At 47.0% G+C, this 26,548-nt stretch carries 28 protein-coding genes and 1 tRNA gene; 13 read left to right on the top strand and 16 right to left on the bottom strand.

Features of this window, described 5'->3' with window-relative positions:
* Positions 1 to 109 precede the first annotated feature (109 nt).
* From L5L94_RS20750 to L5L94_RS20760, 3 genes are all read left to right on the top strand, one after another.
* Positions 110 to 186: transfer RNA gene (locus L5L94_RS20750), tRNA-Asp, on the top strand.
* A 378-nt stretch (positions 187 to 564) separates the two neighbouring features.
* Positions 565 to 1,077, top strand: a complete 513-nt coding sequence (locus tag L5L94_RS20755) for a DUF1993 family protein (protein ID WP_063885021.1) — start codon at positions 565 to 567, stop codon at positions 1,075 to 1,077.
* A gap of 411 nt (positions 1,078 to 1,488) precedes the next feature.
* Positions 1,489 to 1,698 (top strand): hypothetical protein, encoded by a 210-nt coding sequence (locus L5L94_RS20760; RefSeq protein WP_105251048.1) that lies wholly within the window; start codon positions 1,489 to 1,491, stop codon positions 1,696 to 1,698.
* Positions 1,699 to 1,794: 96 nt separating this feature from the next.
* Here the strand turns inward: L5L94_RS20760 and L5L94_RS20765 are convergent, their stop codons facing one another.
* From L5L94_RS20765 to L5L94_RS20795, 7 genes are all read right to left on the bottom strand, one after another.
* The gene (locus L5L94_RS20765; protein WP_263164902.1) at positions 1,795 to 2,271 is read right to left on the bottom strand and encodes a GNAT family N-acetyltransferase; all 477 of its coding nucleotides are present in this window, start codon (positions 2,269 to 2,271) and stop codon (positions 1,795 to 1,797) included.
* Between the two features lie 132 nt (positions 2,272 to 2,403).
* The gene (locus L5L94_RS20770; protein ID WP_263164903.1) at positions 2,404 to 3,720 is read right to left on the bottom strand and encodes a sensor histidine kinase; all 1,317 of its coding nucleotides are present in this window, start codon (positions 3,718 to 3,720) and stop codon (positions 2,404 to 2,406) included.
* A 4-nt stretch (positions 3,721 to 3,724) separates the two neighbouring features.
* Complete coding sequence (locus tag L5L94_RS20775; protein WP_263164905.1) at positions 3,725 to 4,384, bottom strand: response regulator transcription factor; 660 nt, start codon at positions 4,382 to 4,384, stop codon at positions 3,725 to 3,727.
* Positions 4,384 to 4,650, bottom strand: a complete 267-nt coding sequence (locus L5L94_RS20780) for a PepSY domain-containing protein (protein ID WP_011787607.1) — start codon at positions 4,648 to 4,650, stop codon at positions 4,384 to 4,386. Before L5L94_RS20780 ends, L5L94_RS20775 begins: the two co-directional genes overlap by 1 nt.
* The gene (locus tag L5L94_RS20785; protein ID WP_263164908.1) at positions 4,643 to 5,206 is read right to left on the bottom strand and encodes a diheme cytochrome c; all 564 of its coding nucleotides are present in this window, start codon (positions 5,204 to 5,206) and stop codon (positions 4,643 to 4,645) included. The genes L5L94_RS20780 and L5L94_RS20785 overlap by 8 nt, the downstream gene beginning before the upstream one ends.
* Before the next feature lie 68 nt (positions 5,207 to 5,274).
* On the bottom strand, positions 5,275 to 5,721 hold the full coding sequence (locus L5L94_RS20790; RefSeq protein ID WP_263164910.1) for a DUF1924 domain-containing protein: 447 nt from the start codon (positions 5,719 to 5,721) through the stop codon (positions 5,275 to 5,277).
* 53 nt (positions 5,722 to 5,774) lie between these two features.
* Positions 5,775 to 6,362, bottom strand: coding sequence for a cytochrome b/b6 domain-containing protein (locus L5L94_RS20795; protein ID WP_263164912.1), 588 nt, complete (start codon positions 6,360 to 6,362; stop codon positions 5,775 to 5,777).
* Positions 6,363 to 6,578: 216 nt separating this feature from the next.
* Here L5L94_RS20795 and L5L94_RS20800 point away from each other — a divergent pair, with 216 nt between their 5' ends.
* Together L5L94_RS20800 and L5L94_RS20805 are read left to right on the top strand one after the other, a co-directional pair.
* A complete protein-coding gene (locus L5L94_RS20800) occupies positions 6,579 to 7,034 on the top strand; it encodes a DUF2809 domain-containing protein (protein ID WP_263164914.1) in 456 nt (151 codons plus the stop codon).
* Between the two features lie 84 nt (positions 7,035 to 7,118).
* On the top strand, positions 7,119 to 7,622 hold the full coding sequence (locus tag L5L94_RS20805) for a hypothetical protein (protein WP_263164915.1): 504 nt from the start codon (positions 7,119 to 7,121) through the stop codon (positions 7,620 to 7,622).
* A gap of 166 nt (positions 7,623 to 7,788) precedes the next feature.
* Here L5L94_RS20805 and L5L94_RS20810 read toward each other — a convergent pair whose 3' ends face one another.
* Positions 7,789 to 9,309 carry an aldehyde dehydrogenase family protein gene (locus L5L94_RS20810; protein ID WP_263164917.1) on the bottom strand — a complete coding sequence of 507 codons (1,521 nt, stop codon included), beginning with the start codon at positions 9,307 to 9,309 and terminating at the stop codon, positions 7,789 to 7,791.
* 380 nt (positions 9,310 to 9,689) lie between these two features.
* On the opposite strand from L5L94_RS20810, the gene L5L94_RS20815 reads away from it, so the two are divergent.
* From L5L94_RS20815 to L5L94_RS20830, 4 genes are all read left to right on the top strand, one after another.
* The gene (locus L5L94_RS20815; RefSeq protein ID WP_263164919.1) at positions 9,690 to 11,591 is read left to right on the top strand and encodes a sigma-54-dependent Fis family transcriptional regulator; all 1,902 of its coding nucleotides are present in this window, start codon (positions 9,690 to 9,692) and stop codon (positions 11,589 to 11,591) included.
* A 282-nt stretch (positions 11,592 to 11,873) separates the two neighbouring features.
* Positions 11,874 to 13,394, top strand: a complete 1,521-nt coding sequence (locus tag L5L94_RS20820; protein ID WP_317629655.1) for a catalase — start codon at positions 11,874 to 11,876, stop codon at positions 13,392 to 13,394.
* Between the two features lie 177 nt (positions 13,395 to 13,571).
* Complete coding sequence (locus tag L5L94_RS20825; RefSeq protein WP_263164920.1) at positions 13,572 to 14,078, top strand: ankyrin repeat domain-containing protein; 507 nt, start codon at positions 13,572 to 13,574, stop codon at positions 14,076 to 14,078.
* A gap of 173 nt (positions 14,079 to 14,251) precedes the next feature.
* Entirely contained in the window at positions 14,252 to 15,232 is a 981-nt protein-coding gene (locus L5L94_RS20830) for an MDR family oxidoreductase (RefSeq protein WP_263164923.1), read from the top strand.
* A 93-nt stretch (positions 15,233 to 15,325) separates the two neighbouring features.
* Here the strand turns inward: L5L94_RS20830 and L5L94_RS20835 are convergent, their stop codons facing one another.
* Both L5L94_RS20835 and L5L94_RS20840 read right to left on the bottom strand, forming a co-directional pair.
* Complete coding sequence (locus L5L94_RS20835; protein WP_113941371.1) at positions 15,326 to 16,675, bottom strand: ATP-binding protein; 1,350 nt, start codon at positions 16,673 to 16,675, stop codon at positions 15,326 to 15,328.
* 14 nt (positions 16,676 to 16,689) lie between these two features.
* A complete protein-coding gene (locus L5L94_RS20840) occupies positions 16,690 to 17,376 on the bottom strand; it encodes a response regulator (RefSeq protein ID WP_105251061.1) in 687 nt (228 codons plus the stop codon).
* 284 nt (positions 17,377 to 17,660) lie between these two features.
* On the opposite strand from L5L94_RS20840, the gene L5L94_RS20845 reads away from it, so the two are divergent.
* The 4 genes from L5L94_RS20845 to L5L94_RS20860 all read left to right on the top strand — a co-directional run bounded on the left by L5L94_RS20845 (position 17,661) and on the right by L5L94_RS20860 (position 20,345).
* On the top strand, positions 17,661 to 18,170 hold the full coding sequence (locus L5L94_RS20845; RefSeq protein ID WP_113941370.1) for a Spy/CpxP family protein refolding chaperone: 510 nt from the start codon (positions 17,661 to 17,663) through the stop codon (positions 18,168 to 18,170).
* 51 nt (positions 18,171 to 18,221) lie between these two features.
* Positions 18,222 to 19,112 carry a cation diffusion facilitator family transporter gene (locus tag L5L94_RS20850; RefSeq protein ID WP_219251314.1) on the top strand — a complete coding sequence of 297 codons (891 nt, stop codon included), beginning with the start codon at positions 18,222 to 18,224 and terminating at the stop codon, positions 19,110 to 19,112.
* 14 nt (positions 19,113 to 19,126) lie between these two features.
* Positions 19,127 to 19,579, top strand: a complete 453-nt coding sequence (locus L5L94_RS20855) for a hypothetical protein (protein WP_263164924.1) — start codon at positions 19,127 to 19,129, stop codon at positions 19,577 to 19,579.
* Positions 19,580 to 19,787: 208 nt separating this feature from the next.
* Complete coding sequence (locus L5L94_RS20860; protein WP_263164925.1) at positions 19,788 to 20,345, top strand: porin family protein; 558 nt, start codon at positions 19,788 to 19,790, stop codon at positions 20,343 to 20,345.
* 145 nt (positions 20,346 to 20,490) lie between these two features.
* On the opposite strand, the gene glnG is transcribed toward L5L94_RS20860, so the two are convergent.
* The 6 genes from glnG to L5L94_RS20890 all read right to left on the bottom strand — a co-directional run bounded on the left by glnG (position 20,491) and on the right by L5L94_RS20890 (position 26,522).
* Positions 20,491 to 21,903 carry a nitrogen regulation protein NR(I) gene (gene glnG / locus L5L94_RS20865; protein WP_263164926.1) on the bottom strand — a complete coding sequence of 471 codons (1,413 nt, stop codon included), beginning with the start codon at positions 21,901 to 21,903 and terminating at the stop codon, positions 20,491 to 20,493.
* 38 nt (positions 21,904 to 21,941) lie between these two features.
* Complete coding sequence (glnL, locus tag L5L94_RS20870) at positions 21,942 to 22,988, bottom strand: nitrogen regulation protein NR(II) (RefSeq protein ID WP_105251067.1); 1,047 nt, start codon at positions 22,986 to 22,988, stop codon at positions 21,942 to 21,944.
* Between the two features lie 153 nt (positions 22,989 to 23,141).
* Positions 23,142 to 23,648 carry a DUF4124 domain-containing protein gene (locus tag L5L94_RS20875; protein ID WP_198572485.1) on the bottom strand — a complete coding sequence of 169 codons (507 nt, stop codon included), beginning with the start codon at positions 23,646 to 23,648 and terminating at the stop codon, positions 23,142 to 23,144.
* A 204-nt stretch (positions 23,649 to 23,852) separates the two neighbouring features.
* Positions 23,853 to 24,479 (bottom strand): glutathione S-transferase family protein, encoded by a 627-nt coding sequence (locus L5L94_RS20880; protein ID WP_168826402.1) that lies wholly within the window; start codon positions 24,477 to 24,479, stop codon positions 23,853 to 23,855.
* A gap of 133 nt (positions 24,480 to 24,612) precedes the next feature.
* On the bottom strand, positions 24,613 to 25,305 hold the full coding sequence (locus L5L94_RS20885; protein WP_263164930.1) for a type 1 glutamine amidotransferase domain-containing protein: 693 nt from the start codon (positions 25,303 to 25,305) through the stop codon (positions 24,613 to 24,615).
* Between the two features lie 59 nt (positions 25,306 to 25,364).
* Entirely contained in the window at positions 25,365 to 26,522 is a 1,158-nt protein-coding gene (locus tag L5L94_RS20890; protein ID WP_263164932.1) for an iron-containing alcohol dehydrogenase, read from the bottom strand.
* Positions 26,523 to 26,548: the final 26 nt, after the last annotated feature.

Raw genomic sequence — 26,548 nt, forward strand, 5'->3', positions numbered from 1 at the left:
ACTCAGAAGTGAAACGCAAACGCGCTGATGGTAGTGTGGGGTCTCCCCATGTGAGAGTAGGTCATCGCCAAGCGCCTAATTTAGGTTAACGTGTAGACGTTAAGCTAAAGGAGCGGTAGTTCAGTTGGTTAGAATACCGGCCTGTCACGCCGGGGGTCGCGGGTTCGAGTCCCGTCCGCTCCGCCAACATTAAGAGATAAGCCTCATCGAAAGATGAGGCTTTTTTCGTTATGGCGTCGCGGATAATTCATCCCAGTAACGCTAACGCTTCGGGCTCGAAGCATGTGGTTATCGTCATAGCCGACCATCCCAATTCCTACGAGTGTACGTTATTGTTATTCGGATCAGTCCGAGATAATTTTAATCTCTCGGCTTGTAGCTGACGCTCTACCCCTACTGGTAACGTCTATCTTTTCTCGTCCTAATTGACTTAATATTGTTTATATTGAAGTATTTATTATTAAGCAGATACTTAAATTCCAAGAATGATTGAAATTGAGTAATTTGCCCCAAGATCGTCTTAAGTGCTGCAGTTTTGTAGCGTCCATCAATGAGGTCTATGCCATGCTTTATGATTTAACGGTTGTACAATTTAGCAAGATGCTGAAAAATTTAAGCGTTATTCTTGAAAAAGGCGAATGCTTCGCAAACCTCAAGAAAGTTGATATGGCGGTTCTTTTAAACTCACGTTTAGCGCCGGATCAATTCAATCTTATTCGCCAAGTTCAAATTGCCTGCGATACTGCCAAAATTGGCGTAGCACGTTTGACTGATAACTTAGATACAGTGCCAAAGCATGATGATAGTGAGACGACGCTTGCTGAGTTGCAAGCGCGTATTAGCTCAGTTTTGGATTATTTAGCAACGTTTAAAGCGGATGATTTTGCTAATGCGGCCACGATCCATGTCTCACAACCACGATGGGAAGGAAAATATCTTACAGGTTATGAGTTTGCCATTGAGCATGCTATTCCGAACATTTACTTCCATGTAACAACAGCCTACGCGATTTTGCGCCACAACGGTGTTGAAATTGGCAAGAAAGATTACCTCGGCGCTATGCCATATAAGTCGTAAATCTAGGCTAGATGTAGTACTGTTGCGTAGCCTAATTGTTGCGCAGCAGCGCTTTGCCGCTTGAGCTTACCAACCTTTCTGCATTACCACCTGTTCTTTCTCTACCTATGTTATGCCGCTTTGTCGCTGGAAATTTAGGACTCGTTAGGGTTCTGTTACGCCGATGAAGTCAATCAATACTCAGTTTTTCATTTCGACCTTACGTCTCGATTATTTTTATCCTGTTAGCATGTGATTTAATTTTGTTGGCTTAGGTAAATGATATGGGCCGTAAGTTTATGAGTCGCCAAATTATCTATTACTTAAATAGTGAATGGCGAATTGACTCATTATAAAGATGACCTGTTTGTTCGTTTTGAGCAGGGATTTACTGGAAGAGCCTATTTAAGGTTCTAATTAAAGGAGTTAGCTATGTCTATCGAATCTCAAGCCGTCGAGAGTCCAACTGATGCAACGACAACTGATTTACCGATGAAGAGCAAGAAAGCCAAAAAAGCCGCCATTACCAGTGGTTTGCGTCTCAAAGACAAGTTGACCCAAGACACTCGCCGCCGAATTGAAATTCTGCACGAGCAACGCCAACTATCCAATCGTTTCGGTGTGGATATTGAAATTGACTAAAGCCATTGGCTTGTCGCTAAGTATTGGATATCACATTTAGATATTTAGCCCGCATGTACAGCTTCACGACGTCCGTCGTGGAGCTTGCTCTTTTACTTAGTAACTTTGCTGACTTAATTCATACTCCATTATCGTGACCATCTCGCCTTTATAATCTTCCAGTGAAATCATTGACCAATCCAGCGCTCGATAAAAATCGGCTTTATCTGCAGTAAATAAATAGATTTTCTGTAAACCAATCGCTCTAGCGTGCTCAATGACGGCATTGACGAGCAACTTACCTAATCCTTTATTTCGATGGTCTGCATTCACATACACATTGGCGAGCCACGGGCTTAAGTCAGTTCGGCTGTCCATATCTGCGACGATTAATGAAGATGATCCCATCACTTGATTTGCCTGTTCGCAGATAAACATCTTGGGGATGGCGGCGTCAGTAAGGTACTCGCTCATCTGCTCAATGAGTGTGGTGACTGTGGCGTCCGCAGAACTTAAATGTGCCCATTCTTGATGATGCCATTGTGCCAGCTGTGGAATGTGCTGCGGGGCCGATTTTAGGTCGATAACTTTCATATAAATCTCTGGACTTGTGTTATGCAAAGGGCTTAATGGTGCGACATAGTGGCACGAATAATTAAGTCCGTTCGCTGGTCTGAATGATTTGGCGGCAGGATTAATTAAGCACGGTTTGGCTGAGTATACCGCTTAACTTGGGATCGGCAGAAATACGCTGGCTTCGAGTCCACCTTGTTGTGCGTGGCTAAAGCTGAGTTCGCCCTGATAACTGTCGACGATATCTTTACAGATTGATAATCCTAAGCCGTTGCCTTGAATGCTTTCATCTAGCCTAATGCCGCGCTCGATGATAATCGACAATGCGGCATCAGAGACGCCTTCGCCATCATCGCTGACTATGATCCCATAACCTGCGGTGGGAGCCGTTTGATGCACTATACGGATCTCAATGTTCTTGCGGCCATGCTTGCAGGCATTATCCAGCAAGTTGCCTAAGAGTTCGAGTAAGTCATCGCGATCAAACGGCATCACTAAGCCGCTCGCGTAATCGCTGTGAATAATGCGGTCTGGGTAAATACGCTGCATTACTTTGATTAGCGGCGCAAGATCGTCATCGAGCACGGTATAACGCCCTGGAGTGGACAGGCCGACAATCTTAGTGCGCTTAAGCTCTCTCTCGATGATGTGGTGCAGGTTTGCGAGCACCTTGCTGCCCTCACTCCGCTGTTCAGGTGGCAGGCTTTCTAGGTAGGACTGCAGCCCTTGTAACGGACGTTTCATTTCGTGGGCTAAGTTACCCAAGGCATTACGGGAGCGTTGGACTCTTTGGCCTAATTGATTGACTAAACGATCTATCTCCTCAATCAGCGGGATGATTTCGCTCGGCATTTGGTCTGGATTGATTTCTTGCCCTTGGGTGCGCATCTGCCGTATGGCTTCAGGCATTTGCTCTAAGGGTTTAAAACCGCGTTTAAGTAATTGATACTGTGCTATTAATAGAATGACAATCGTGAGCAACACGGCTGCGCTGGCAAAGGCTAAAAAGTGGATTTGGGTTTGTTCAAGCGAGCTAATATCTTCCGTCACCCACAGGGTAACTAACTGATCTTCTTTGATAACGGCTTGACTGAACATCAACCAATGTTCTTTACCAACAAATTCAGTGGCTTGATGTTGTTCGCCCGCTTTTAGCTGAGGAATATTCATGTCTTGGTCGAATAGGGAGCGTGAGCGCAGGGTTTGCTCGCCGATTTGAATCGCAAAATAATGCCCAGAATTAACCCTGTGGTACACATTGGGTAAACGGTCGGTGGTGAGCGCCCAGGTGCCATCGGGATTGTGATTCAGGGCGGAGATCAGGCTGTCGGCATCGTGTTGTAGACGCGAAGCGACAAAGTCTTGGGTTAATACTTGGATGCCTTGGTACAGAAAATACAGCAACAGCACCATGGCAAAGGTGAGCGTGATCAGCAGATTGCGCGTCAGATAACTCTTGAGTGAATACACGCCTTTACTCCTTGAGTCGATAACCTTGGCCGCGGCGGGTTTCGATATAATCCTTGCCTAGGCGTTGGCGCAGGCGGTTGACGTACACTTCGATGACATTGCTGTCTTTGATTTGATCTTCTTCGTAAATGCGTTCACTGAGCTCGGACTTAGAGACGATCTTGCTGGGATTGACCATTAAGTAATGCAGCAGACGATATTCAATCTTAGTCAGTTCTATCACTTCACCATCAACATTGGTGACGGCTTGTTTGTCGACATCGAGGGAGACGCCTGCATGCTGCAACACATTGTCGGCACGGCCAAAGTGGCGGCGGATCAACACTTCGAGCCTTGCGAGTAGTTCTTGAATGTGAAAAGGCTTGCCGAGGTAATCATCGGCACCCGCCTTGAGGCCGTCGACCCGTTCGTGCCACGCATCGCGGGCGGTGAGGATCAGCACTGGCATAGCCAAGCCCTTTTGTCGCCATTGGCCGAGGACTTGTAAACCGGGTTTGCCGGGCAAGCCGAGATCGAGGATCACGGCTTCGAAGTTTTCTTCTTCGCCTAAAAAGGCGCCGTCGATACCGTTATCGGCGTGCTCGACGGTATAACCCGCCTTGTTAAGGGCGGGAATGAGGCGCGCGACCAGATCGGTATCATCTTCAATCAATAGCAAACGCATCAGTCGACCTTTTCCTTTAGCCACTCGCCGGTTTTGGCGTCAATCTTGATTTCATACACTATGCCATCGTCGCGGAGGATTTCGAGCTCGTAGATGATACGGCCATGTTTCTGCTCGACTTCTAAGTCCAACAGTCGCCCCTGCAGGCGTGATTCGTAGCGTTGCATTATGGTGTCGAAGGGCAAAACCTTGCCCTCCTTAACCCACTCGACCACCTTGCTGGAAAGATCATCGTCGTGGGCATCAGTGCTTGGACTGCTAATCATCCCAACGGCCAAAGCCAGGAATATTAACGGTATCTTCATCGAATATGCCCTTCTCTGCGAGGTTGTGACAATTGCTGCATTGGCTGAATGAGCCGACCTTAGCGTTATCTTGCACCATACGCCTTGGGATCTCATCGTGTTCGTGGATAAAAAATGCCTGTTCTGTGATCTTCTGCGGCCCTGCGCCTGCGAGCAGCGGTGTGCTGTTTTTCATCACCTTACCATTTTGCGCCGCATGTTGAACCAGATATTCCTCAATTCTGGCAGTGACTTGAGGATCTAGGCTGGCGTTGTCACCAAAGTGGTTTTCAAGATTGGCGGTAATGGCGCGCCACTTGTCGGCGGGGAGTAAGTTCGCGGGATAGGCCATGTGGCAGCTACCACATTCTGCTGTATATTCCGCATTTTGTGGAATGGCGCGGCTGAGTTCATGGCCGTCGTCCGCATAGCCTGTACCGGTTAAGGTTAGGCTGATGCCGATAACGCCAATGGCTAATGCCGCAGCTGTGAGTGATGAACCTAAGAACCAGCTAATAGGGTGTGCTTGTTGAGTCATAATATCTTCCTTTTTGTACCGTTACCTTCTATGGAAGGTATTGAAATTAATCGTTCTAATTACATGAGTTATTGCAGGCTTAACCAGAGTAAGGCATCGCCTTTTTCCTGTGGCGTGCAGTCGCGTTTAAAGGTCCAGTTACAGTTACGGCTAAACCATTTCTCGATTTTGGCTGAGTCGGTTAACCGATCTGCGGTAATCGACGGCGCCATAGGGTCAATGGGTTTACGGGTATTTTGGTGCATCCCCATGTCGGTGACTTTGGCGGTATGGCAACTGGCGCAGCTGCGACCGTCCATGTCCTGTAGCCAAAGCTTTTGTCCTGCGGCGGCGGTAAAGGGTCCAGCGCCTTGGGCTTGATAGCGTTGCAACTGCGTGCCGATGCGCTCGGCGCTCAGTGGTAGGCTTTGCACTTTACTATTGGCGGCGCTAACGCTAAGGCTAGTCAGCAGCAAGGTGGAAATCGCGACGATAGCAAGGCGACTTTTATTCGTGTGTCTGGTGAATCTGTTCATAGGGTATTCCTTTTGGGCTGGATATCTTGTTGCTAAGCAAAATGGCTAATGGATTAATCTTCTTGTTTCACTGGGCGTTGTTTCTTGCCCGTGACCATGGCTCTGACTAAGTTTTCTTTGTGTAACAGGCTGCTGACGATGACGCCGCCAACATGGATGACCACAAGGAACACGGTGAAGTTGGCAAAGAATTCATGGACTTCTTTTATGGCGCCTTCGGGCCAAGTGGCGAAAAAGCTCGTGGCTAATGGGCCGTGTCCGTCGGTGGCGTACAGCGCCATGCCCGAGAATCCCGTGATGGCGATGCTAGCAATCAAGGCCACTATCATCATTGCCCCTGCGGGGTTATGGCCTATGTAGTCTTTGGCTTTGCCTGTGACGAGTCCTTTGAGGTACACCAGTACTTCTTTAGGGCGAGTGATAAAGTTGCTAAAGCGCGCATTGTGGGTACCCATCACGCCCCACAGCAGGCGAAACACCAGTAAAATTAAGATGCTATAACCTGCGTAACTGTGGATGGTCATCCACTCGTCTTCGCCTTCAGTGAGGTAGGCTAAGGTAAAAAAGCCGACGAGTGACCAATGGAATATGCGGATCAACAGGTCCCAGACTTTGATGGTTTGCAGTGTGTTTGATGACATGGTGTGACGCTCCTAAGTGGGTTTAGGTGTAGGCTACTTAACCCAAACTTAAACCTCGCTTAAATTTTGAGGCGCAAACATTTATCTAATTGATGGGGGTGAGTGGTGCGCTTGCTCGTGTGGCGAGTCTTAAATGTCAACGAAAACTCACTTGTTAACCTATTGGTATTACGGTAAATTCTGCCATCTCAACTGAGTGAAGGGATTAACTTATTTATGTCTACCGCCGTTATGCGCGCTTTCATCAGCCGCAATTCGAGTCGTAAATCCTTTTGTATTTATGCCGTTTTATTATTTTTGACCGAAGTCTTAATCGCCTTATATGCACCTGCGGGTTTTATCCGTGGTTTTGTGGGCGATGTATTGGTGGTGATCTTACTGTTTTGCATGGTGCGCGTTGTTGTACCCCCAGTAGTCAATCTGGTAGCCAATAGTAAAGACGAGGGTATTAAACGCTTTTTTCAAACGCCTTGGCTGGCGTTGGCGGTATTGCTGTTTGCCTTTGCCATCGAGTTTGGCCAATATTGGGGCTTAGTCGATAAGCTGGGCTTGGGCGGAAATCGCTTGGCGCGAATAGTGATAGGTAGCCATTTTGATCCACTTGATCTCGTGGCGTATTTTGTCGGCTATTTGATCTTACTGGGCTGTTATTGGAAAAGCCGTCAGTCCTAGTGATTTGAATCCGCAAGAGCCGCGTGACGTGTGTTTTCGCGGATAGGTAGGCGAGATAGGTAGGCGAGCTAAGTGGGGTAAGGGATGCAGCCGATAACGGGGTTTTCACTGCTAACAGAGCATGCCGATGGGTTTGAGCCTAATCCACTGAAAATACCCTTGTATTTCAATGGTAAACCTACTCACACTTTTATTGCAGGCCTAGTGATTGAAGGCCAATACCGCTGCGTTTTACCCAATAAAACCTTGGGGTATTTGGTCATCACTTCTTTCGATTGTCCCTTCGAAGAATCGACCGAGTTTAGTCTGCTTGATGAAGGGTTTCAGCTCATTGCGACAACCTCTTTGGCGCAAATGTACGATTCTTTTCTGCTTTATGCCCATTGGCCTATGACGGATAACCGACTGAGATTGCACTATTACGGTCAGTTTGTGCTGGATTTAGTGATGACAACGGGCAGTTCTTGGTTACCTTTTCAGCCAAAACTTAAACTGGTTGAAGTTGTCGATCCCCAAAGCGATCCACAAACAGCCTCATCTCTTGCTGAATTAGCTCAGCGTTTAGCGCGGATTGATAATATAAACTGAGTGAGGTTTGAATTAAATTCAGTTAAAAAAGAAAGGGCTATTCGCCCTTTCATGTTTATCACTTGTATCGATTACTCATGCGGAAAGTTTTATAAGCTTGCTTGCAAAGACGTTTAAAAACCTAATAAAAGCTTCCTCACATCAGCTTGTTTGAGCCCCAAAAACCTTAGAAGAAACCTAAAGGATTAACATCGTAACTCACCAAGAGATTCTTGGTATTTTGATAGTGGTTGAGCATCATTTTATGGGTTTCGCGGCCAATGCCGGATTTTTTGTATCCACCAAAGGCGGCATGGGCAGGATAGGCGTGGTAACAGTTAATCCACACGCGGCCAGCTTGAATGCCACGTCCCATACGTTGAGCCGTGTTCATGTCCCGTGTCCACACACCAGCACCTAGGCCGTACTCAGTATCGTTCGCGATCGCTAAGGCTTCGGCTTCATCTTTAAAGGTGGTGACCGAAATGACGGGGCCGAAGATCTCCTCTTGGAAGATACGCATCTTATTGTGGCCTTTCATAATCGTCGGGCTGATGTAATAACCTTCGCTTTGGCCTCCATCGAGTTGGCAAAGTGTGCCGCCCAGTAGCACTTCTGCACCTTCAGCCTTACCTATGGCTAAGTAACTTAAGATTTTATCGAACTGTTCTTTAGAGGCTTGAGCGCCAACTTGAGTGTCGGTATCCAAGGGATCGCCTTGCTTAATGGTTTGCGCACGGGCGAGCACTTTTTCGATAAAGCGCTCGAAAATCGATTCTTGGACTAGCACCCGAGATGGGCAGGTACAGACTTCACCTTGGTTAAAGAAGGCCAACAACATACCTTCGACGGCTTTATTTAAATATTCGTCCTCATGGTCCATCACATCGGCAAAAAACACGTTAGGCGACTTACCGCCAAGCTCAACGGTCGATGGAATTAAGGATTCGGCGGCGCATTTTAAAATGTGATAGCCAATTTCGGTGGAGCCCGTAAAGGCCAATTTAGCGATGCGTTTGCTGGTGGCCAAAGCTTGTCCTGCTTCGGCGCCAAAGCCGTTGACTACGTTAAGAATACCCGCGGGTAATAGGTCTTCAATCAGCTCGAGCAAGACCAGAATCGAGACTGGCGTCTGCTCCGCAGGCTTGAGTACCACACAGTTACCCGCCGCCAGCGCAGGAGCGATTTTCCATGCCGCCATCAAGAGCGGGAAGTTCCAAGGAATGATCTGCCCGACCACGCCCAAAGGCTCTGGGAAGTGATAGCTGACTGTGTTGCCGTCGATATCGGCGGCGCTGCCTTCCTGTGCGCGGATGCAACCGGCAAAGTAGCGGAAGTGATCGACGAATAAGGGCAAATCGGCATTTAAGGTTTCACGCACCGCTTTACCGTTTTCCCAGGTTTCGGCGACGGCTAAGTATTCGAGATTTTGTTCGACCCGATCGGCAATGCGCAGTAACAGGTTTGAGCGCTCGGTGACTGAGGTTTTACCCCATGCTTCTTTCGCTGCGTGGGCTGCATCTAATGCTAATTCAATATCTTGGGCATCGGAGCGTGGGATTTGGCAAAAATTTTGGCCATTCACGGGGGAGCGATTGTCGAAGTATTTGCCATTGACTGGGGCGACCCATTTTCCGCCGATAAAGTTGGCGTATTTTTCTTTGAAGTTAACGATTGCGCCTGCGGTTCCGGGTTGAGCATAAATCATAGAATCATTCCTTCTTGTGGATGGCATGCTGGGCGTTGGCGATTTTTACGCTCTTGGCTTCAGCAAGGGAGTCTTGTTGATGCATCTCTGCTGGATGCCTTTTTAAATATTTTCGTTTTGCTTTAAGCCAATCCTATTGATTGACTTAGTGTTCTCTTATGCAACACCTGAGGCTTGCATACCAAGGGTGCATCGCAAGGAGAGTGCCAAACTGGCAGGAGTTGTACACTTGTTGTGCTAACAGTATGATGAAAAGCTAATTTTGCAGATTTGAATAAGTATGGGCACTCAGGGAGAGAAGTGTGTCCTGTGGTTACTTTGTCATTGAGTGGCACACAGCAATTGTGCCGAAACGGAACACAGCTCTGGGGAGCACGGCTATGGCAGTTAAACCGCATTTACCATCGACACAGGCGTGGTTGGCCGATTCGTGGCAGCGCAGCATTGGCGCTGGCTTGTCAGAATTTCAGTTACCCCAGGAGCTAAGGCTCGATGCCTGCGAACTAAAGCAGAAACATGAGCAATATCAGATGCTCATAGCATTAGTACAATCTCATGCCTTGCCCTTGTTCAATCAGTTGATGGCGCATTCTAATAGCCGACTCTTGCTCAGCGATGCCGAGGGTTATGTGCTCAGGCATTGGGGCGTGAGCCGTTACTCCACAAAACTGGCGAATGTAGCTCTGGATATTGGGGTGAATTGGCTTGAGCAGCACAAGGGCACCAATGCGATAGGGACGGCACTTACCGCCAAACAAGCCGTATCTGTAGTGGGTGAGCAACATTTTATTCGCCAGAATCGTTTTATGAGTTGCACTGCTTGCCCTATATTTTCCCCCCAAGGTGAGATGCTCGGGGTGATTGATATCACCAGCGAGCAGCAAAGGCACACCCAGCAGACGCTGATGTTAGTGTCCAGTTTGGCGCAGCAGGTCGAGACCGCGCTTTTGTGCCATCTGCCCGATAGTCATTATCGAATCGATTTAGCGGCGCAGCCAAATCTGTTGAATTCGGGTTGGCAGGGCATAGTGATTGCCGATAGTGATGGTCGCATCGTGGGTTGTAATCCCATGGCGAAACAATTGCTTAATCATGCCAAGGTGGGCGATGCCGTCGAACAGTACTTAGGCGATAATTGGAGCCGTGCGGGTGGCTTTAATCAACATTTAGCTTTGCATTTACAGACTCAATCCTTAAATATTCCCAGCGCTAAGGGTCGAGTTGCGATTAGCAATAAATCGCTCAATCAATTGGGGGTGCGGTTTCGCGATCCTCAACTTGAGCGCGCATGGCAACATGCCAATAAGGTGATCACCAAGCAAATTCCGCTGTTAGTGCTCGGAGAAACGGGCGTCGGTAAAGAGCAGTTTGTTAAAAAGCTCCATGCCCAGAGTGCGCGTCGCACCGAGCCTTTAGTGGCAGTGAACTGCGCCGCATTGCCCGCTGAATTAGTCGAATCTGAACTTTTTGGTTATCAGGCAGGCGCTTTTACTGGGGCAAACCGCACTGGATTTATCGGTAAAATTCGCCAAGCCCACGGCGGCTTTTTATTTTTAGATGAGATCGGTGAAATGCCGCTGGCGGCCCAGAGTCGTTTACTCAGAGTATTGCAAGAGCGCGAAGTGGTACCCGTTGGCAGTAATCAAAGCTTTAAAGTCGATATCCAAATCATTGCCGCAACCCATATGGAATTAGAACAACAGGTGGCTCAAGGGCTGTTTCGACAGGATCTGTTCTACCGACTCAATGGCTTGCAAGTGCGCTTGCCTGCGCTGCGGGAGCGGCTGGATATCGAGCGTATTATCCACAAATTACACCGTAAACATCGTATCGCCGCGCAGGATATCTGCCCAGAACTGTTAGGGAAAATGATGCAATACGACTGGCCGGGGAATTTGCGTGAGCTGGATAACCTCATGCAAGTCGCTTGCTTGATGGCAGAAGGGGACAATACCCTCAATTGGCAACATTTACCCGATTATCTGGCGGCCAAACTCACATGCGAGCCGTTAAAAGGAGACCTGTTACAAGCTGCATCTTTATGTGAAGAATTTAAAGAGGTAAGTGGTCAACCTTCTGCATCACCCCTGCCAAGTGGTAAGTTCGCAGTGGAGCCGAATGTCACACAGGTTCAATCGGATTCCCTAAATGAGGCGATTTATAGCAATGTGCTGCAGGCATTTCAGGCCTGTAATGGCAATGTGAGCCAATGCGCTAAACGCTTAGGGATCAGCCGTAATGCCTTGTACCGTCGATTAAAACAGATGGGGCTTAAGGATTAATGCTAGCTTACGGCTCTTGTTGTGAAGCTCAATCAATCGCTAAATATCTCTTAATCACCCCACGTTTATCCACTTCGCAATAGACTAAAACCGAGGGGTTTTAGTCAACAATCTCTAGCTTCAGTATCTGACAATGTGACTTTTTGTTGTTGCCAATTTATGTCTAATAGGTTTTATTGATTCGTATAATCGATAAAGATCGTTTCTTCTAATTACAAATTCAGAACTATACTGCGGGCAGGCAGAAAAGAGCTTGGCGTTATGCATAGAAGAGGAACTGTTATGCATCTTACTAAAAGCCTTTTAATTATTTCTATGGGTCTGACATTGAATGTACAGGCTCAAACTTTACCAACAAATACCCTGACACGTGACAATGGTGCACCTGTGGGTGATAACCAAAACTCGGCCACAGCGGGCAGTAATGGCAGCGTGTTATTGCAAGATGTGCAGCTTATCCAGAAGCTACAACGCTTTGCCCGTGAACGTATTCCTGAGCGTGTCGTCCACGCCAGAGGCACAGGTGTTCATGGTGAGTTTGTATCGAGTGGTGATTTTAGTAACCTAACCCAAGCGGCACCCTTTGCACAAAAAGGTAAAGTGACGCCCGTATTTGTGCGCTTTTCTACCGTGATCCACTCGAAAGGTTCGCCAGAAACGCTGCGTGATCCCCGTGGGTTTGCGACCAAATTTTATTCGGACCAAGGTAACTGGGACTTAGTAGGTAATAACTTACCCGTATTCTTCATTCGCGATGCGGTCAAGTTTCCTGACATGGTGCATTCACTCAAACCATCGCCAGTGACCAATATGCAAGATCCGAATCGTTTCTTCGATTTTTTCAGTCACGAAGCGGGTTCAACCCATATGTTGACTCAGGTTTACAGTAACTTAGGTGTACCTGCCAGTTATCGTGAAATGGACGGTTTCGGTGTGCATGCGTACAAATTTGTGAATCGAGATAACCAAGTTAAATACGTGAAATTTAACTGGAAGAGTCTGCAAGGTGTTAAAGGCTTACGTCCCGATGAAGTGGTTAAAGTCCAAGGGCAAAACTTTAACCATTTAACCGATGATCTTTATAGTGAGATCAACAAGGGTAACTATCCTAAGTGGGATCTGTACGTTCAATTACTCGACCCGACTGAGCTTAATAAGTTTGATTACAACCCGTTAGATGCCACTAAGGTGTGGCTAGATGTGCCAGAACAAAAAGTGGGCACTATGACGCTGAACCGCATGCCTGCAAACTTCTTCCAAGAGACTGAGCAAGCGGCATTTGCACCATCGAATTTGATCCCAGGGATTGAGCCTTCGGAAGACAGATTACTGCAAGGCCGCATGTTCTCCTACGCCGATACTCAGCTGTATCGACTCGGCGCGAATTTGTCGCAATTGCCGATTAATAAACCCTTAGTGGCGGTGGCAAACCACAACCAAGAAGGTGCGGGCAATATGGGGCATACCCAGTCCGATGTGAACTATCAACCGAGCGTACATTTAGCCTTGGCCGAAGATAATCGTTATCGTGCGGTAACAACTGCGCTGACGGGGACTGTGCAACAAACGGCTATTAGCAAGCAGGATAACTTTAGCCAAGCGGGCGTATTTTATCGCAGCTTGAGCAAGCAAGATAGAGCAGATCTGATCACTAACTTGGCCGGTGACTTAGGCAAAGTGAACGATACCAATGTGAAACATCAGATGCTCAGTCACTTTTATCGTGCAGACCCAGAGTTTGGCGAGCGTTTAACCAAGGCCGTAAAGGGTGATCTGGCCGAGGTTAAACAGCGTTCAATCTGATGTCGTTATTTTTAGGACAGTTTGGGTCGCAGAGATTTGCGCGTTAACAGTCCGAACCCAGTAAGTCCCGCAAGACGTAAACAAGCTCTTTTCTGCCCAGTTTAAGAGGGCGTCTTGCGGGCATTTCGTCACCTCTTATTGTTTAAATCTCTATTTTAGCTGTGCTGGAAGCCATTGATGAAACACACTATTGCTATCTTATTATTGATTATTGTGGCCCTGAGTATGTCGGTGGCAATGGGGGCCGGTTCGGCTCAGACACCCGCAACTGTGAGTCAAACGGACGAGCCCGATACCGCACAAGTACAATTGCTGGTGGACTACTTTTTTGCTGCAGCGCGTACCGGCGATATCACAGTGCTTGAGCATTTTCTCGATGCGGGCTTCCCTATTGACCAGAGAAATAGTCAAACCTATACCGCGCTAATGGTGGCGGCTTATAACGGCCAAGAGGCTGCAACGGATTTATTGCTTGAGCATGGTGCTAATGCTTGTTTGCAAGATAAGCGTGGTAATACGGCAATGATGGGCGCTGTGATTAAGGCCGAATTCACTATCGTAAAGCGGCTATACGCGAAAGAATGCGATGCGAACCTAACGAATAATGCCGGAATGACCTTGACTGAGTTTGCCCGCTACTGGGGTCAAAGCGGCGCTTTACAGCAGGCGAGTTTAAAGCAATAAAGACGCTAGATCTTGCCATCTCTTGCGCTCGATCACTCTTGGTCATTATCTTTAATCTGTTTAGATCTCAGCATTTACTATTAGCAATAAGTCTGCTTGTTAATGATGTCTATGCCTTTTATGGTAACTTTTTGAATATCGTTTAATACGGTTTGGCCTTCGGAGAGCGATTTATGTTTGATGCCTTACTACTGACGCAAGAAGATAAACGTACGTTTGCTCAAGTTTCACAAATCACAGAAGCTGATTTGCCAGAAGGGGAAGTCTTGGTTGATGTCGCCTATTCCTCGCTGAATTATAAAGATGGTTTAGCTGTTACTGGTGCTGGCAAAATCATTCGTCAGTTTCCTATGGTACCAGGCATCGATTTTGCGGGCGTGGTGCGCGAATCGACGGATGCAAGATACCAAGTTGGCGATCAGGTGATTTTGACGGGCTGGGGCGTGGGCGAAAACCACTGGGGTGGTATGGCGCAAAAAGCGCGAGTTAAAGCCGACTGGCTAGTGCCCATGCCGCAAGGTTGTGATGCCGCTAAATCCATGATGATAGGTACGGCCGGGCTTACGGCTATGTTGTGCGTGCAAGCGCTGCAACAGGCTGGGATAACACCGCAAAGTGGGGATATTCTTGTCACAGGTGCCAGTGGTGGTGTGGGTTCTGTGGCGGTGACTTTGCTCGCCAATGCTGGCTATCGTGTGGTCGCCTGCAGTGGTCGAGTTGAACAGAATGCGCCTTTATTGAAGGAGCTTGGCGCCGCAGAAGTGATTGATCGCAGTGAGCTTGAACAAGATGCTAAGCCGCTTGAGGCGCAGCGCTGGGCGGGTGTGGTCGATACCGTTGGCAACAAGATCCTCGCCAAAGCATTAGCGCAAATGCAATACGGTGGTGCAGCCGCTATCTGTGGTTTAGCGGGCGGTTTTGCATTACCTACAACCGTTATGCCGTTTATTTTACGGGGTGTTAGCCTACTGGGAATCGACTCCGTTTCTTGTCCATTTGAGAAGCGAAAAGCGGCGTGGGAAGCTGTGATTAAAGCACTACCCGAACATTTTTATCAGCAAGCTTGTCAGCAGATATCACTGGCAGAGGTGCCTGATTTCGCGAATAAAATTATCCAAGGCCAAGTCACTGGACGTGTATTAGTTAAGCTGTAATCCCGTTTCCTACGTTTTAACACGATGGCAACACTGAGGTGTTGCCAATTACGACTAATTAGTTCTGCCTCCTGTACTTGTTCTTCATATCGGCTATTTCGGCAGTGTAATCGTCACTTTAAGGCCCGTTGGTATACGGTTCTCGGCTTTAATCTTACCTTTGTGGGCGGTAATCGCCGCTTCAGTGATTGCCAGCCCAAGTCCCCAGCCGCCACTTTCTCTCTGTCTTGCCGAGTCGGGGCGGTAGAAAGGTTTAAAAATGGCATCGAGTTCGGCGGCATCTATGCCAGGTCCATCGTCTTTTATGGTAATTTGTACTTGATCAGCCGTCGCACTCGCCTGCAGGTGAATATCGCTTGCGGCATAACGGATCGCGTTACGCAGCAGGTTTTCAATCGCGCGGGAAAGTGATTTAGGAAAATGCGCTAACTCAATTTCTTCATCGATATCGATAGTAATGCTTTTACCTTGCTGTTCTGCTTCAAATTCCGCATCGTCCAATACTTGGCTCAGGGATTCGGCCAAGCCTAAATGTACTTTAGTTTCGTTAGTACTGAGCTTGACCCGCGAGAGCTCTAACAATTCACTGATAAGTTTTTCGAGTTGCTCAGCTTCATAACCTATGCGTTCCGTTTCGGTGGTCTGCTGACCTTTTTTACGGGCGAGGGCAAGGGATAACTGTAGCCGCGTCAATGGGGTGCGTAGTTCATGGGAAATATCCCCCATGAGCCGCTGCTGATTATTAACCATAGCTTCGATGGAGTCGGCCATGCTGTTAAAAGCCGTGGCGAGCTGACCAATTTCATCGTTGCGCTGAGTGGTGGACTTATCGACTCGGTGACTTAAGTCGCCCTCTGCGAGGGCATTAGCACTCTTTTTAAGTGAATTTAATGCCTTACCTAAATGCCACGCGAGCAAGCCACATAATAATCCCGAAAGGAAAATCGCTAGGCTTAAGGTTAATAACTTATTTTCGGCGAAGAAGAAGAACCAAGGCCGTGGATGGTTATCTGGTAGGCGACCATAAAGTGAATAGGTTTCAGCGCCCAGATTAAATTGATAGGGACCAAACACCAGCTCATCTTTAAACTGATGGCTAATCGGTTGTTTTTCTTCATCTGCCATCAGCATAAAGCTGCGTACACCGCGACTCACCCTATGGGTGTTGATCACTTGGCCTTGGCTGTTGACAAGATAGACCCGCAGAGGTTTGCCTTCCATGTCTCTGTGTCTTTCCCAGCGCCGAAGAAAATCGGATTCCAGTAGGGCGGGGTTTTCTTGAATGCGCTTAGCTATCGTCGATAGGACTTTTTCAAGGTGAGGTGGCAGTGGCGCACGGTCGTGATTTTGTTGCAGCAATGGTAGCAGACCCACTAAGGCAATTATTAGCGAGCTGCAAAGCCAAAATCCGAGCAATAATTTGATAAATAAACGATTAGGCACAGTCGATACCGCCGTTATGGAAGCCAAATATAACCTTTGCCACGGATGGTTTTCACCCTTGGCCGACCATCGCTACGCTCGGGGAGTTTTTTACGTAGATTCGATAAATGCATGTCCAAGCTGCGATCGAAGGGCATGAGTTTTTTGCCGAGCACTTTCTCGTTTAGCTCTTCCTTGTTCATCAACTCTCCAGCGTGTAGTGCTAGGGTGTGCAGTAGAGTGAATTCAGTGCCTGTGAGTATGATTAATTGCTCATTACAGTAAGCTTCTTGGCGCGATGGATCTAAGCGCAGATCGCCAAACTCTTGGGCGGGCGCGGCATGGATTTCTTGGGTTGTTAAGTTCGAACGACGAATAATGGCGCGGATACGGGCAATTAATTCTCTGTCATTAAATGGTTTTGGCAGGTAATCGTCGGCGCCTATCTCAAGCCCAACTACGCGATCGATTTCATCGCCGCGGGCGGTCAACATTAATACTGGGGTTTGTTTATGTTGGCGCAGTGCGCGTAGCACTTCAAAACCGTTTAATTTAGGTAGCATTACATCGAGTAGGATCAGATCGTAATCTGCAGTCAGTGCCAGATCTAAACCTTGTTTACCGTCGTAGGCCAAGGTTAATTGAAACCCTTCTAACTCGAGCAGTTGCCCTAGTAGCTCAGATAAACCCAGATCGTCATCGATTAATAATATCCGACTCATACTGTTCCTTAATCTCTGTAATGTGGCCTCGTGTGCCAGTTTATCATAGGCACTTTTAGCGCTTTGGCTGAGTATACCTGTTTTGATGTCAATTGCTGTGTAGCAATGTAAGCCAAAGTAAAGAATAGAGTTATTGCCGCAACTTTACAGTGATTTACTCAGGCAACGTCCTCACTTACATATAGGGGTTTAGACTGGCAGGGTCGAAAGTGACTCGGCTTAAAAGGGTCGTCACTGTGTCTTATTACTTGCCATATTAAAGTTGAACCATCGAGGTTAACACTATGAAAACATTATCACCTTTGAAAGCGAGCCTGTTTGCCATTCTAGCGAGTTCTGCGGTTTTCGCGACGGCAGTTAATGCAGCACCTAAGGATGCTGGCTGCGACTTCTCTAAATCTGAATTCCATAAAGGCGACCGCATGGAACATGGCGGCCGACATATGGACCATGGTGGCATGCATCGTATGTTTGAAGGGCTCGATTTAACGGATGCCCAGAAAGCTGACGTCAAAAAGTTGTTTGCCGATCAGAAAGCTACGCGCGCTGATAATCGTCCAACAAAAGAGGAACGCTTGGCACATCGCACAGAGATGCAGGCCTTAATTACCGCGCCAAGTTTTGATGAAACACAAGCAAAGGCACTGATGAGTGCGCAGCAAGAGCAGCGTCAAACTCAAGCCATTGAGCGTATGAAGCTGCATAATCAAATATTTAATCTGCTGACACCAGAGCAGCAAGCTAAGTTTAAAGCGCGATTTGAAGCACAAGCTGGTAAAGAACCTCGCGGTTAAGCGTCTTAGCTGATATACAATAGGGTCATAGCTTCCCAAGATAGATCCCTTATGACTCAAACTTCCCAATACGATTTTTGGGTCAAACTGGCTAGCCGCGCTTCCGTGGCTACCGCTTTGATCCTTATTCTTATCAAGATGTTCGCTTGGCTTTATTCCGGCTCTGCCAGTATGTTGGCATCTTTGACGGATTCCTTTGCCGATGCTCTCGCTTCTATTATCAATTTTATTGCCATTCGTTACGCGCTTGTGCCGCCGGATCATGACCACAGATATGGCCATGGTAAGGCTGAGCCGTTAGCGTCTCTAGCGCAATCCGCCTTTATTATGGGCTCCGCATTTTTATTACTTTTCTATGGTGGCGAGCGTCTATTAACACCTGTTCCGGTTGAAAATGCCACCATAGGTGTAGTTGTTTCTATCATAGCGATTGTGATGACGTTAGCTTTAGTCATGTTGCAGAAACGCGCATTAGCGGCGACAAAAAGTACTGTGGTTGAAGCTGATTCGCTGCACTATAAATCAGATTTATTCCTTAATGGTGCGGTATTGTTGGCACTAGTATTAGCGCAATACGGTTGGTGGTGGGCTGACGGTTTATTTGCGGTAATGATTGCATTTTATATTGGTCATCAAGCCTTTGGCTTAGGTTATCGCTCAATTCAAGCCTTGTTAGACAGAGAGCTAGACGAAGAAACTCGCCAGCAAATCACGCAAATCGCGATGGAAGATCCACGGGTGCAAGGGCTGCATGATTTACGCACTCGTCAAGCAGGCAAAACTGTTTTTATTCAATTTCATTTAGAACTCGATGGCAATTTGAGTTTGAATGAAGCCCACAATATTGCCGATACAACAGGGATAAGAGTCAAAGCCGCCTTCGAAGATGCTGAGGTGATTATTCACCAAGATCCGGTTAAACCTGATGTAAACGAAACATAAATTAAGGGCAAGCTATGGCATGGATGCAGAAGCAAAGTCACAGATGGGATCATTCCACTCGATTGATATGCCGCTATCATAGGCTATCGACTCGCTTTGAGTTGATAGCCGAATCTGTGATTTCTGACATTAGCATTCCTATGAGTACAGAAATCACGCTCCTGATGGAACAGAAACCTTCGATAGTAAATCAAGCGGATAGTACCGTATCTCCTGTGATAGCGGGGGCTTGGAGTCAGTTAGTCCTGCGTAAACATCTTTATTACTTACCGCAGAAAATTGATCTCGACATTGCTAACCAAGCTTATCGAGTCCATGTCTGGCCATTATTTCTTTGGCGTACACGTATTACTTGTGTGGCATCTGGCAGAGTTGTCGTATCCGAATGTTTGGATGTGATAAGGCGTCGTTCCCTCATCCGTTGGCTATATGCAAGTTTTATAGGATTGTTGCGGGTGCTAAGTTAAAATCGTTAGTTGTTTAAATTTAAAAAATAATACTTACAGTAAATATGGTTTTGTTACATAACGAATAACTATAACTTCCATTTTCCAACTCAAGCTGAATCAATGCTGTATGATTTGTATTTTGATAATTTAAACCATGACACTTCTGAATTGCTTATTGTAATATCCGCGCCGTCTAATACTTTCGTTAAATCATTAGGGAATTATGATGAATAAATTATCAATTGTTGCTATCTCTTTATTATCAGCATTAGCGGCCACTCAAGTCTCTGCAGCAACCGACACTACTGGATTTTATGTGGGTGGTGCATTAAATAGAGTCACAGCTGATGCTTTTGATGGTTCAGAAACTGGTACTGGTGTAGGCGTATACGGTGGCTATAACTTCAATGAGTGGTTTGGTTTAGAAGCTAACCTGTTTGCCACTGGTGACTTAGGCGATAAGGATGTTGATATTAGTGCAGGTGCATTAAGCTTCACACCTAAATTTACTGCACAAATTAATGATATTTTTTCTGCCTATGCCAAAGTGGGTATCGCATCTATGGCTGTGAATGTTGATGGCTATGGTTACGATGAAGACTTTACTGGTTTTGGTTGGACTTATGGTGTAGGTGTTAATGCCGCCGTAACAGAACACTTAAATATCCGTGTAAGCTATGATGTCACTACGGGTGATTTAGATGCAGACCGTAGCTATTTAGGATTAAAAGATATTGACACTGATATTAAGCAATTCGCTGTAGGTATGCATTATCAATTCTAATTTTTTTAGATTTGGCATATTTAATTCATGCCAATGAAAATGAAATGAATTTCAAATAAAAAGGGATGTGAAGATATCCCTTTTTATTGTTTGATTATGAATAAGCTTGTATTGATATAACGAGTAGTAACGTTATTTTATCTACTCAATCCATCGACAGTTCTTTTAATTTCCGCGTTAAGGTATTTCGTCCCCAGCCTAAACGTTTCGCCGCTTCCTGTTTATGGCCTTGGGTATGGCGCAGCGCAGTTTCTAGCAGTATGCGTTCGAACGCGGGCTGCACCTCAGTTAACAGATCGCTGTTTCCTTCCGAGAGTTTTTTGTCTATCCACTCAGTCAGTGCCGATTGCCAATCTTGGCTGCCTTTCGCCGTGTGGGTGACACTCACAGGGTCTTTCAGTAATTCTGGCGGTAAATCTTGGGGTAAAATTTCTTGCCCCGATGCCATTACGGTTAACCAACGACAGGTGTTTTCGAGTTGTCGGACATTACCGGGCCAAGGTAATTGGGAGAGTTTTACCGCAGTCTCCTTGGTCATGATCTTAGTTTCCACGCCAATTTCCTTTGCTGCAGAGGCGAGAAAATGGGTAGCGAGCTGGGGAATGTCTTCCCGTCTTTGTGATAGTGGCGGCAAGTGCACACGGATCACGTTGAGGCGATGGAACAAGTCCTCTCTAAAGCCACCTTTTTGTACTAATAATTCAAGATCTTGGTGGGTCGCCGCTATGATACGCACATCGACTTGTACCGCATTATGACCTCCGACGCGGTAGAACTGGCCATCGGCGAGCACTCTGAGTAACCGTGTTTGTACGTCTAATGGCATATCGCCGATTTCATCTAAAAAGAGCGTGCCACCGTTTGCTTGTTCGAAGCGACCTTGGCGCACATTGGCTGCGCCAGTGAAGGCACCTTTTTCGTGGCCGAATAGCTCAGATTCGATTAAATCCTTAGGGATCGCAGCCATGTTCAGCGCGATAAATGGCTTGTCTTTACGTGGGCTGTGTTTGTGTAACGCACCTGCCACTAACTCTTTTCCCGTACCCGATTGCCCATTGATCAGCACGCTGATGGATGAGCGTGAAAGTCTGCCTATGGCGCGAAACACTTCCTGCATCGCTGGCGCTTCACCTATGATTTCGGGTGTTTTGACTTGGGTTTCTTGCGCGGGTGCAGGGCTCTGTTCAGTGGCATGGGTAAGTGCGCGCTCAACCAGAGAGATAGCCTCATCGATGTCGAAGGGTTTAGGCAGATACTCAAATGCGCCCGCTTGATAGGCACTCACTGCACTGTCTAAGTCTGAGTGCGCTGTCATAATGATCACGGGAATATGGGGATAATGCACCTGCAATCGTTCGAGTAGGCTTAAACCATCCGTGCCGGGCATACGGATATCCGACACTATCACGTGCGGTTGCGATATTTCTAATGCCTGCCACAGGGATTCGGCGGCGGCAAAGCTGGCGGTGCTGAGCTTAGCACCTTGCAGTGCCTTTTCGAGTACCCAGCGTATCGAGCTGTCATCGTCGAGGATCCACACTTGTTCACTAATTCGCATCTTGCTTCCTCATACGGTATGGGTAGGTACTGTCGAAATTATTTAGCGCTTAAAATCGGTAATGAAATGATAAATTCTGTGTGCCCTGCGCTGGAGAGGCAATCGATCCTTCCCGAGTGTAAACGGGCAATATTATGGGCAATCGAGAGGCCTAAACCTGAACCTTGCTCACGGCTTGTCACCATGGGATAAAATAATGTGTCCATTAGCTCAGGCGGTATACCGGGGCCGTTGTCGATAATCGATAGGGTTAACACTAGCTTGTGGCGCTGTGAGCCTATGGTGACTTGGTGTTGAGTGCGAGTGCGGATCAAAATTTCGCCGCCCGTATGTTCAAGCGCCTGCACCGCATTTTGTAAAATGTTCAGCACAGCTTGCTGCATTTGGTCAGGATCCATCTCGATATCGGGAATGGATGGATCGTAATCCCGTTTGAGCTGGATGTTAGCGGGCAGCGCCATTTCAACTAACTTATAGACCTTTTGCACCACTTGATGGATGTTGTGCAGACTGTGCTGTGTCGGCCTTTGGGGGCCGAGCAGACGGTCCACTAAATTACGCAGCCGATCGGCCTGCTCTATGATGAGCGTAGTGAATTCCTTCAGCGCCGGATCATCCAGCTCCCGCGATAATAGCTGTGCCGCACCGCGAAGGCCGCCTAAAGGATTCTTGATTTCATGGGCTAAGTTGCGCACCAAAAACTGCGCCGCTTGTTGCTGTGCATCTTGACTCAGTTGCTGATGAATGCGTCTTTGTTGGTCAACTTGGCGCAGTTCGAGCAGGCTGAGTTCAGCCTCGTCATCGAGGGGAATAAGGGTTAAATCAACGGTATGATGTTGGCCATCGAGCGTGACTAGTGCTGCCGTATTGACCGTTAAGCCTTGGCCGGCTGTTACTGCATCCATTAATAGCTTGGCGTCGACACCGAGGATTTGATAGTGCTCAGGCAAAGTTTGTTCTACGAGTCTATGGCTACCAACACCTAATAATTGCTCTGCTGCTGCGTTGGCATAACAAGGCTTGAGATCCTTATCTATGACAAGTACAGCGGTAACTAAATGATTGAGCAGTGTCTCTTTATCCATCGACCGTTCCTAGAAATAGGGTTGCACCACTATGGTGCACCAATCTGGTGCAAGCTGCAACTTGTCTTCATCAAACGGTTTAGTCAGGAGGAGTTAATCTAACTTTATGTATTTAAAGTTTTTATACTAACTTTTACTATACAAATAGTGACATTAACGCTTAGCTGCTTGATGAAGAAATATCTTTCTTGGTGAACTTGATGCAAAGACTTTGCCGTTTTGAGTCAAAGCGTCAACGACTAAGGTATGTTCACCTCTGTCGATGTTTTTGAGTTTGAAGGTACCGCCAATTTGCGGCTGACCGACGGGGTTGCCATCGAGCTTTAGGGCCATCAAATACTGACTTTTTAGCTCTGGGGTGATAGTCGCAACGACGTCGAAATCGCCATTGTTATCTCTGACGGTTTCCTCTTCGGTCGGAGAGGTAATATTGACTTGATATTGAATAGATTCAATTGCTTGATTTGAGCTGTTTAAGTCTGTTTTGGGTAGAGGAAGGGCAATTTGATTTAAGGTCTTATCTTTTAGCTCAACGACTTGGGCATTTGGCTGCGGCTCATCGGAGTAATGGACTTTGCCATCTTTATCGACCCATTTATAAACAGTCGCTTGCGCTAACATGCTAAATAGCACTAAGCCGATGAGTGTGAGTGAACGCATGCTAAAGTCCCTGTAGCCTTGAGATAGAGTTAATCAAGATTAGTCTCTTTTACATCAAAAATCATGGTGTTTGTTGCGCTAAGTGGTTAAGGACGTCACCACAGAGAAGGTATAAAGTCGATAGAAAATGGGGAGGCAGAAACAGGGGTTAGTTAAAGTGGGTTAAGCTCGGGCACTAACATGTGCCCGAATTCTATCCATCAATTAAAGGCTTGCATCGAGTTGTTTCTCGATCTCACTCGCTTTGACCCAAGCGGCATGTTGGGATAATTGAGTGGCATAGCGTTCAATGTGTTCAAATTTCGCGAGATCGCCACTGTTCGCCAGTAGCTCTACCACGAAGGACATCATGATATCCGCACCCGTGAGCTTGTCTGCAACAAGATAGGTTTTATCGGCCAACATATCATTGAAGTAATGGCTTATCTTACTGACTTCTATAGCAGCATAACCTTCAAGGAAATTGGTTTTACAACCGTCCTTTTGCACGAACATACGCAGTAACAAAGGCAGCATGGCTGAGCTTTCGGCAAAGTGTAGCCATTGCAGATAACTGACATAGTCTGCGCTGTCTCTGGCGGGGGCTAAGGTATCCGCCGCATATTTTTCAATAAGATATTCGGTGATCGCACCCGATTCGGCTATCACTTGACCGTCCATTTCGATAACGGGTGATTTGCCTAACGGATGAATTTGTTTAAGTTCGGGTGGCGCGAGAAAAGTCTGGCTATCACGTTGATAACTCTTAATTTCATAGGGTTGACCGAGTTCCTCTAGCAACCAGATGATACGTTTAGAGCGTGATTTATTGAGATGGTGCAAGGTGATCATGGGCTTTCCTTTGGACAGTGAGAGTACATTTTGGCTGTCGCACTATTATGGTGCGACAGCTCTTTCTAACGTATTTAGCACACTTGTGCGCCTGTCTTTGTTCATTTCAAGCTGAGCGTCGCGTATTTATCGCTTAGCCTCTCGCGTTCAATTGCGCAACTATGGTTTCGGCTACGGCTTCGGATGATCCCGGATTTTGGCCTGTGATCAAATGGCCATCTGCGACGACAAAGCTTGTCCAGTCATCACCTTTGACATAATTGCCACCATTTTTCTTCAGCATGTCTTCAACCAAAAATGGCACGACATGAGTGAGTTGCACGGCTTCTTCTTCAGAGTTGCTGAAACCGGTAACACGCTTGCCGCCGACCAATGGCTTGCCATCACTGGTTTTAGGGTGCAGCAATGCAGCAGGCGCATGACAGACGAGCCCTAGGGGTTTATTGGCTTGATAAAACTGTTCAATCAAGACGATAGAATGTTTATCTTCGGCAAGATCCCACAGTGGGCCGTGACCGCCCGGATAGAAAACCGCATCATAATCGGCTGCATTGATTTCACTTAAGCGAGTGGTATTCGCTAGCAGTGCTTGCGCCTCAGGATCTTTGCTAAAGCGCGCAGTAGCTTCGGTCTGAAAGTCTGGCTCATCACTTTTTGGATCGAGTGGTGGTTGACCGCCCAGTGGTGAGGCTAAGGTAATGTCAAAACCTTTATCTTTAAAAACATAAAAAGGTGAGGCGAATTCTTCTAGCCAAAAGCCGGTTTTTAAACCGGTATCACCGAGTTTATCATGCGACGTGAGTACCATTAATATATTCATTTTCATACCTTTACCTAAGTTGCTCACATCAATACGTGTGAGCTTTGGGTTTAGTTCATTTGACGTTATAGGGCTAAGGTCAAAATGTTACGGCTCATGGCTGGGTCAATGTTGCCATGTTCGCCTAGTGCCACCATGCCGTGCAGTTCAAGCTGCTTCACTACGGTATCAACATGGCTGGCATCGAGATCATAGGCAGATAAATGTGTCGGTATGCCCATGGCTTCGAAGAAAGCCTTGGTTTTTGCAATAGCGGCATCGATGCGCTCGTCATCTGTACCTGTGTTGATATGCCACACGCGGTCTGCGTATTGGAGTAACTTTTCGCGCTTAGCCTCTTTTGTACATTTCAACAGAGCAGGCAGTACGATTGCCAATGTGCGCGCATGGTCGATATCGTAAAGTGCAGTTAGTTCATGGCCAATCATATGGGTTGCCCAGTCGTGGGGAACACCGACGCCAATCGTGCCGTTGAGTGCCATAGTGGCAACCCACATTAAGTTAGCGCGAATGTCGTAATCTTCGGGTTGAACTAGCACTTGTGGACCAAGCTCAATCAAGGTTTGTAAAAGACCTTCGGCAAATCTGTCCTGCACGGCGGCGTTAACTGGGTAAGTGAGGTATTGCTCTGTGATATGTACAAAAGCATCGACAACACCGTTGGCCACTTGGCGTTCTGGCAGAGTGAAGGTTTTCGTCGGATCGAGTATTGAGAATTGTGGATAAACCAAATCATTACGGAATGGCAGTTTAGCCTGTAGTGATTTACGGGTCACTACGCTGGCGTTGTTCATTTCGGAACCGGTAGCAGGTAAGGTTAAGACTGAGCCAAAAGGCATAGCTTGAGTCACATTGGCGCCCCAGCTAGTGAGAATGTCCCAAGGTTCACCTTCAAATACCGCTGCAGCGGCAACAAATTTAGTGCCATCGATAACCGAACCACCGCCAACCGCGAGGAGGAAGTCGATATTCTGCTCACGCACTTGGGCGACGGCTTTCATTAAGGTTTCATAGGTTGGGTTTGGCTCAATGCCATCGAACTCGACAACGAAACGATTGCCCAATGATTGTTTAACTTCGTCTAACGTGCCTGTTTTTCTAGCACTGCTGCCGCCAAAGAGGATCATCACTTTAGCATCGCTCGGTACTAGAGAATCAATTTCGGCGATAGTGTCTTTACCAAAACGGATGCGGGTCGGGTTGTAATAGTTAAAATTTAGCATGGATGATGTTATTCCTATTATTACTT

This window comes from Shewanella sp. SM21 (assembly GCF_025654335.1).
GTDB classification, from domain to species: domain Bacteria; phylum Pseudomonadota; class Gammaproteobacteria; order Enterobacterales; family Shewanellaceae; genus Shewanella; species Shewanella oncorhynchi.

Bases quoted from the DNA above. Each gene is read 5' to 3' on its own strand.
- L5L94_RS20850 (WP_219251314.1), top strand. From the start codon at position 18,222: ATGACTCAAACTTCCCAATACGATTTTTGGGTCAAACTGGCTAGCCGC.
- L5L94_RS20890 (WP_263164932.1), bottom strand. From the start codon at position 26,522: ATGCTAAATTTTAACTATTACAACCCGACCCGCATCCGTTTTGGTAAA.
- L5L94_RS20795 (WP_263164912.1), bottom strand. From the start codon at position 6,362: ATGTCATCAAACACACTGCAAACCATCAAAGTCTGGGACCTGTTGATC.
- L5L94_RS20780 (WP_011787607.1), bottom strand. From the start codon at position 4,650: ATGATTAGCAGTCCAAGCACTGATGCCCACGACGATGATCTTTCCAGC.
- L5L94_RS20830 (WP_263164923.1), top strand. From the start codon at position 14,252: ATGTTTGATGCCTTACTACTGACGCAAGAAGATAAACGTACGTTTGCT.
- L5L94_RS20775 (WP_263164905.1), bottom strand. From the start codon at position 4,384: ATGCGTTTGCTATTGATTGAAGATGATACCGATCTGGTCGCGCGCCTC.
- L5L94_RS20880 (WP_168826402.1), bottom strand. From the start codon at position 24,479: ATGATCACCTTGCACCATCTCAATAAATCACGCTCTAAACGTATCATC.
- L5L94_RS20785 (WP_263164908.1), bottom strand. From the start codon at position 5,206: ATGACTCAACAAGCACACCCTATTAGCTGGTTCTTAGGTTCATCACTC.
- glnG (WP_263164926.1), bottom strand. From the start codon at position 21,903: ATGCGAATTAGTGAACAAGTGTGGATCCTCGACGATGACAGCTCGATA.
- L5L94_RS20755 (WP_063885021.1), top strand. From the start codon at position 565: ATGCTTTATGATTTAACGGTTGTACAATTTAGCAAGATGCTGAAAAAT.
- L5L94_RS20765 (WP_263164902.1), bottom strand. From the start codon at position 2,271: ATGAAAGTTATCGACCTAAAATCGGCCCCGCAGCACATTCCACAGCTG.
- L5L94_RS20815 (WP_263164919.1), top strand. From the start codon at position 9,690: ATGGCAGTTAAACCGCATTTACCATCGACACAGGCGTGGTTGGCCGAT.
- L5L94_RS20810 (WP_263164917.1), bottom strand. From the start codon at position 9,309: ATGATTTATGCTCAACCCGGAACCGCAGGCGCAATCGTTAACTTCAAA.
- L5L94_RS20840 (WP_105251061.1), bottom strand. From the start codon at position 17,376: ATGAGTCGGATATTATTAATCGATGACGATCTGGGTTTATCTGAGCTA.
- L5L94_RS20845 (WP_113941370.1), top strand. From the start codon at position 17,661: ATGAAAACATTATCACCTTTGAAAGCGAGCCTGTTTGCCATTCTAGCG.
- L5L94_RS20860 (WP_263164925.1), top strand. From the start codon at position 19,788: ATGAATAAATTATCAATTGTTGCTATCTCTTTATTATCAGCATTAGCG.
- L5L94_RS20800 (WP_263164914.1), top strand. From the start codon at position 6,579: ATGTCTACCGCCGTTATGCGCGCTTTCATCAGCCGCAATTCGAGTCGT.
- L5L94_RS20790 (WP_263164910.1), bottom strand. From the start codon at position 5,721: ATGAACAGATTCACCAGACACACGAATAAAAGTCGCCTTGCTATCGTC.
- L5L94_RS20855 (WP_263164924.1), top strand. From the start codon at position 19,127: ATGGCATGGATGCAGAAGCAAAGTCACAGATGGGATCATTCCACTCGA.
- L5L94_RS20820 (WP_317629655.1), top strand. From the start codon at position 11,874: ATGCATCTTACTAAAAGCCTTTTAATTATTTCTATGGGTCTGACATTG.
- L5L94_RS20875 (WP_198572485.1), bottom strand. From the start codon at position 23,648: ATGCGTTCACTCACACTCATCGGCTTAGTGCTATTTAGCATGTTAGCG.
- glnL (WP_105251067.1), bottom strand. From the start codon at position 22,988: ATGGATAAAGAGACACTGCTCAATCATTTAGTTACCGCTGTACTTGTC.
- L5L94_RS20825 (WP_263164920.1), top strand. From the start codon at position 13,572: ATGAAACACACTATTGCTATCTTATTATTGATTATTGTGGCCCTGAGT.
- L5L94_RS20805 (WP_263164915.1), top strand. From the start codon at position 7,119: ATGCAGCCGATAACGGGGTTTTCACTGCTAACAGAGCATGCCGATGGG.
- L5L94_RS20885 (WP_263164930.1), bottom strand. From the start codon at position 25,305: ATGAAAATGAATATATTAATGGTACTCACGTCGCATGATAAACTCGGT.
- L5L94_RS20760 (WP_105251048.1), top strand. From the start codon at position 1,489: ATGTCTATCGAATCTCAAGCCGTCGAGAGTCCAACTGATGCAACGACA.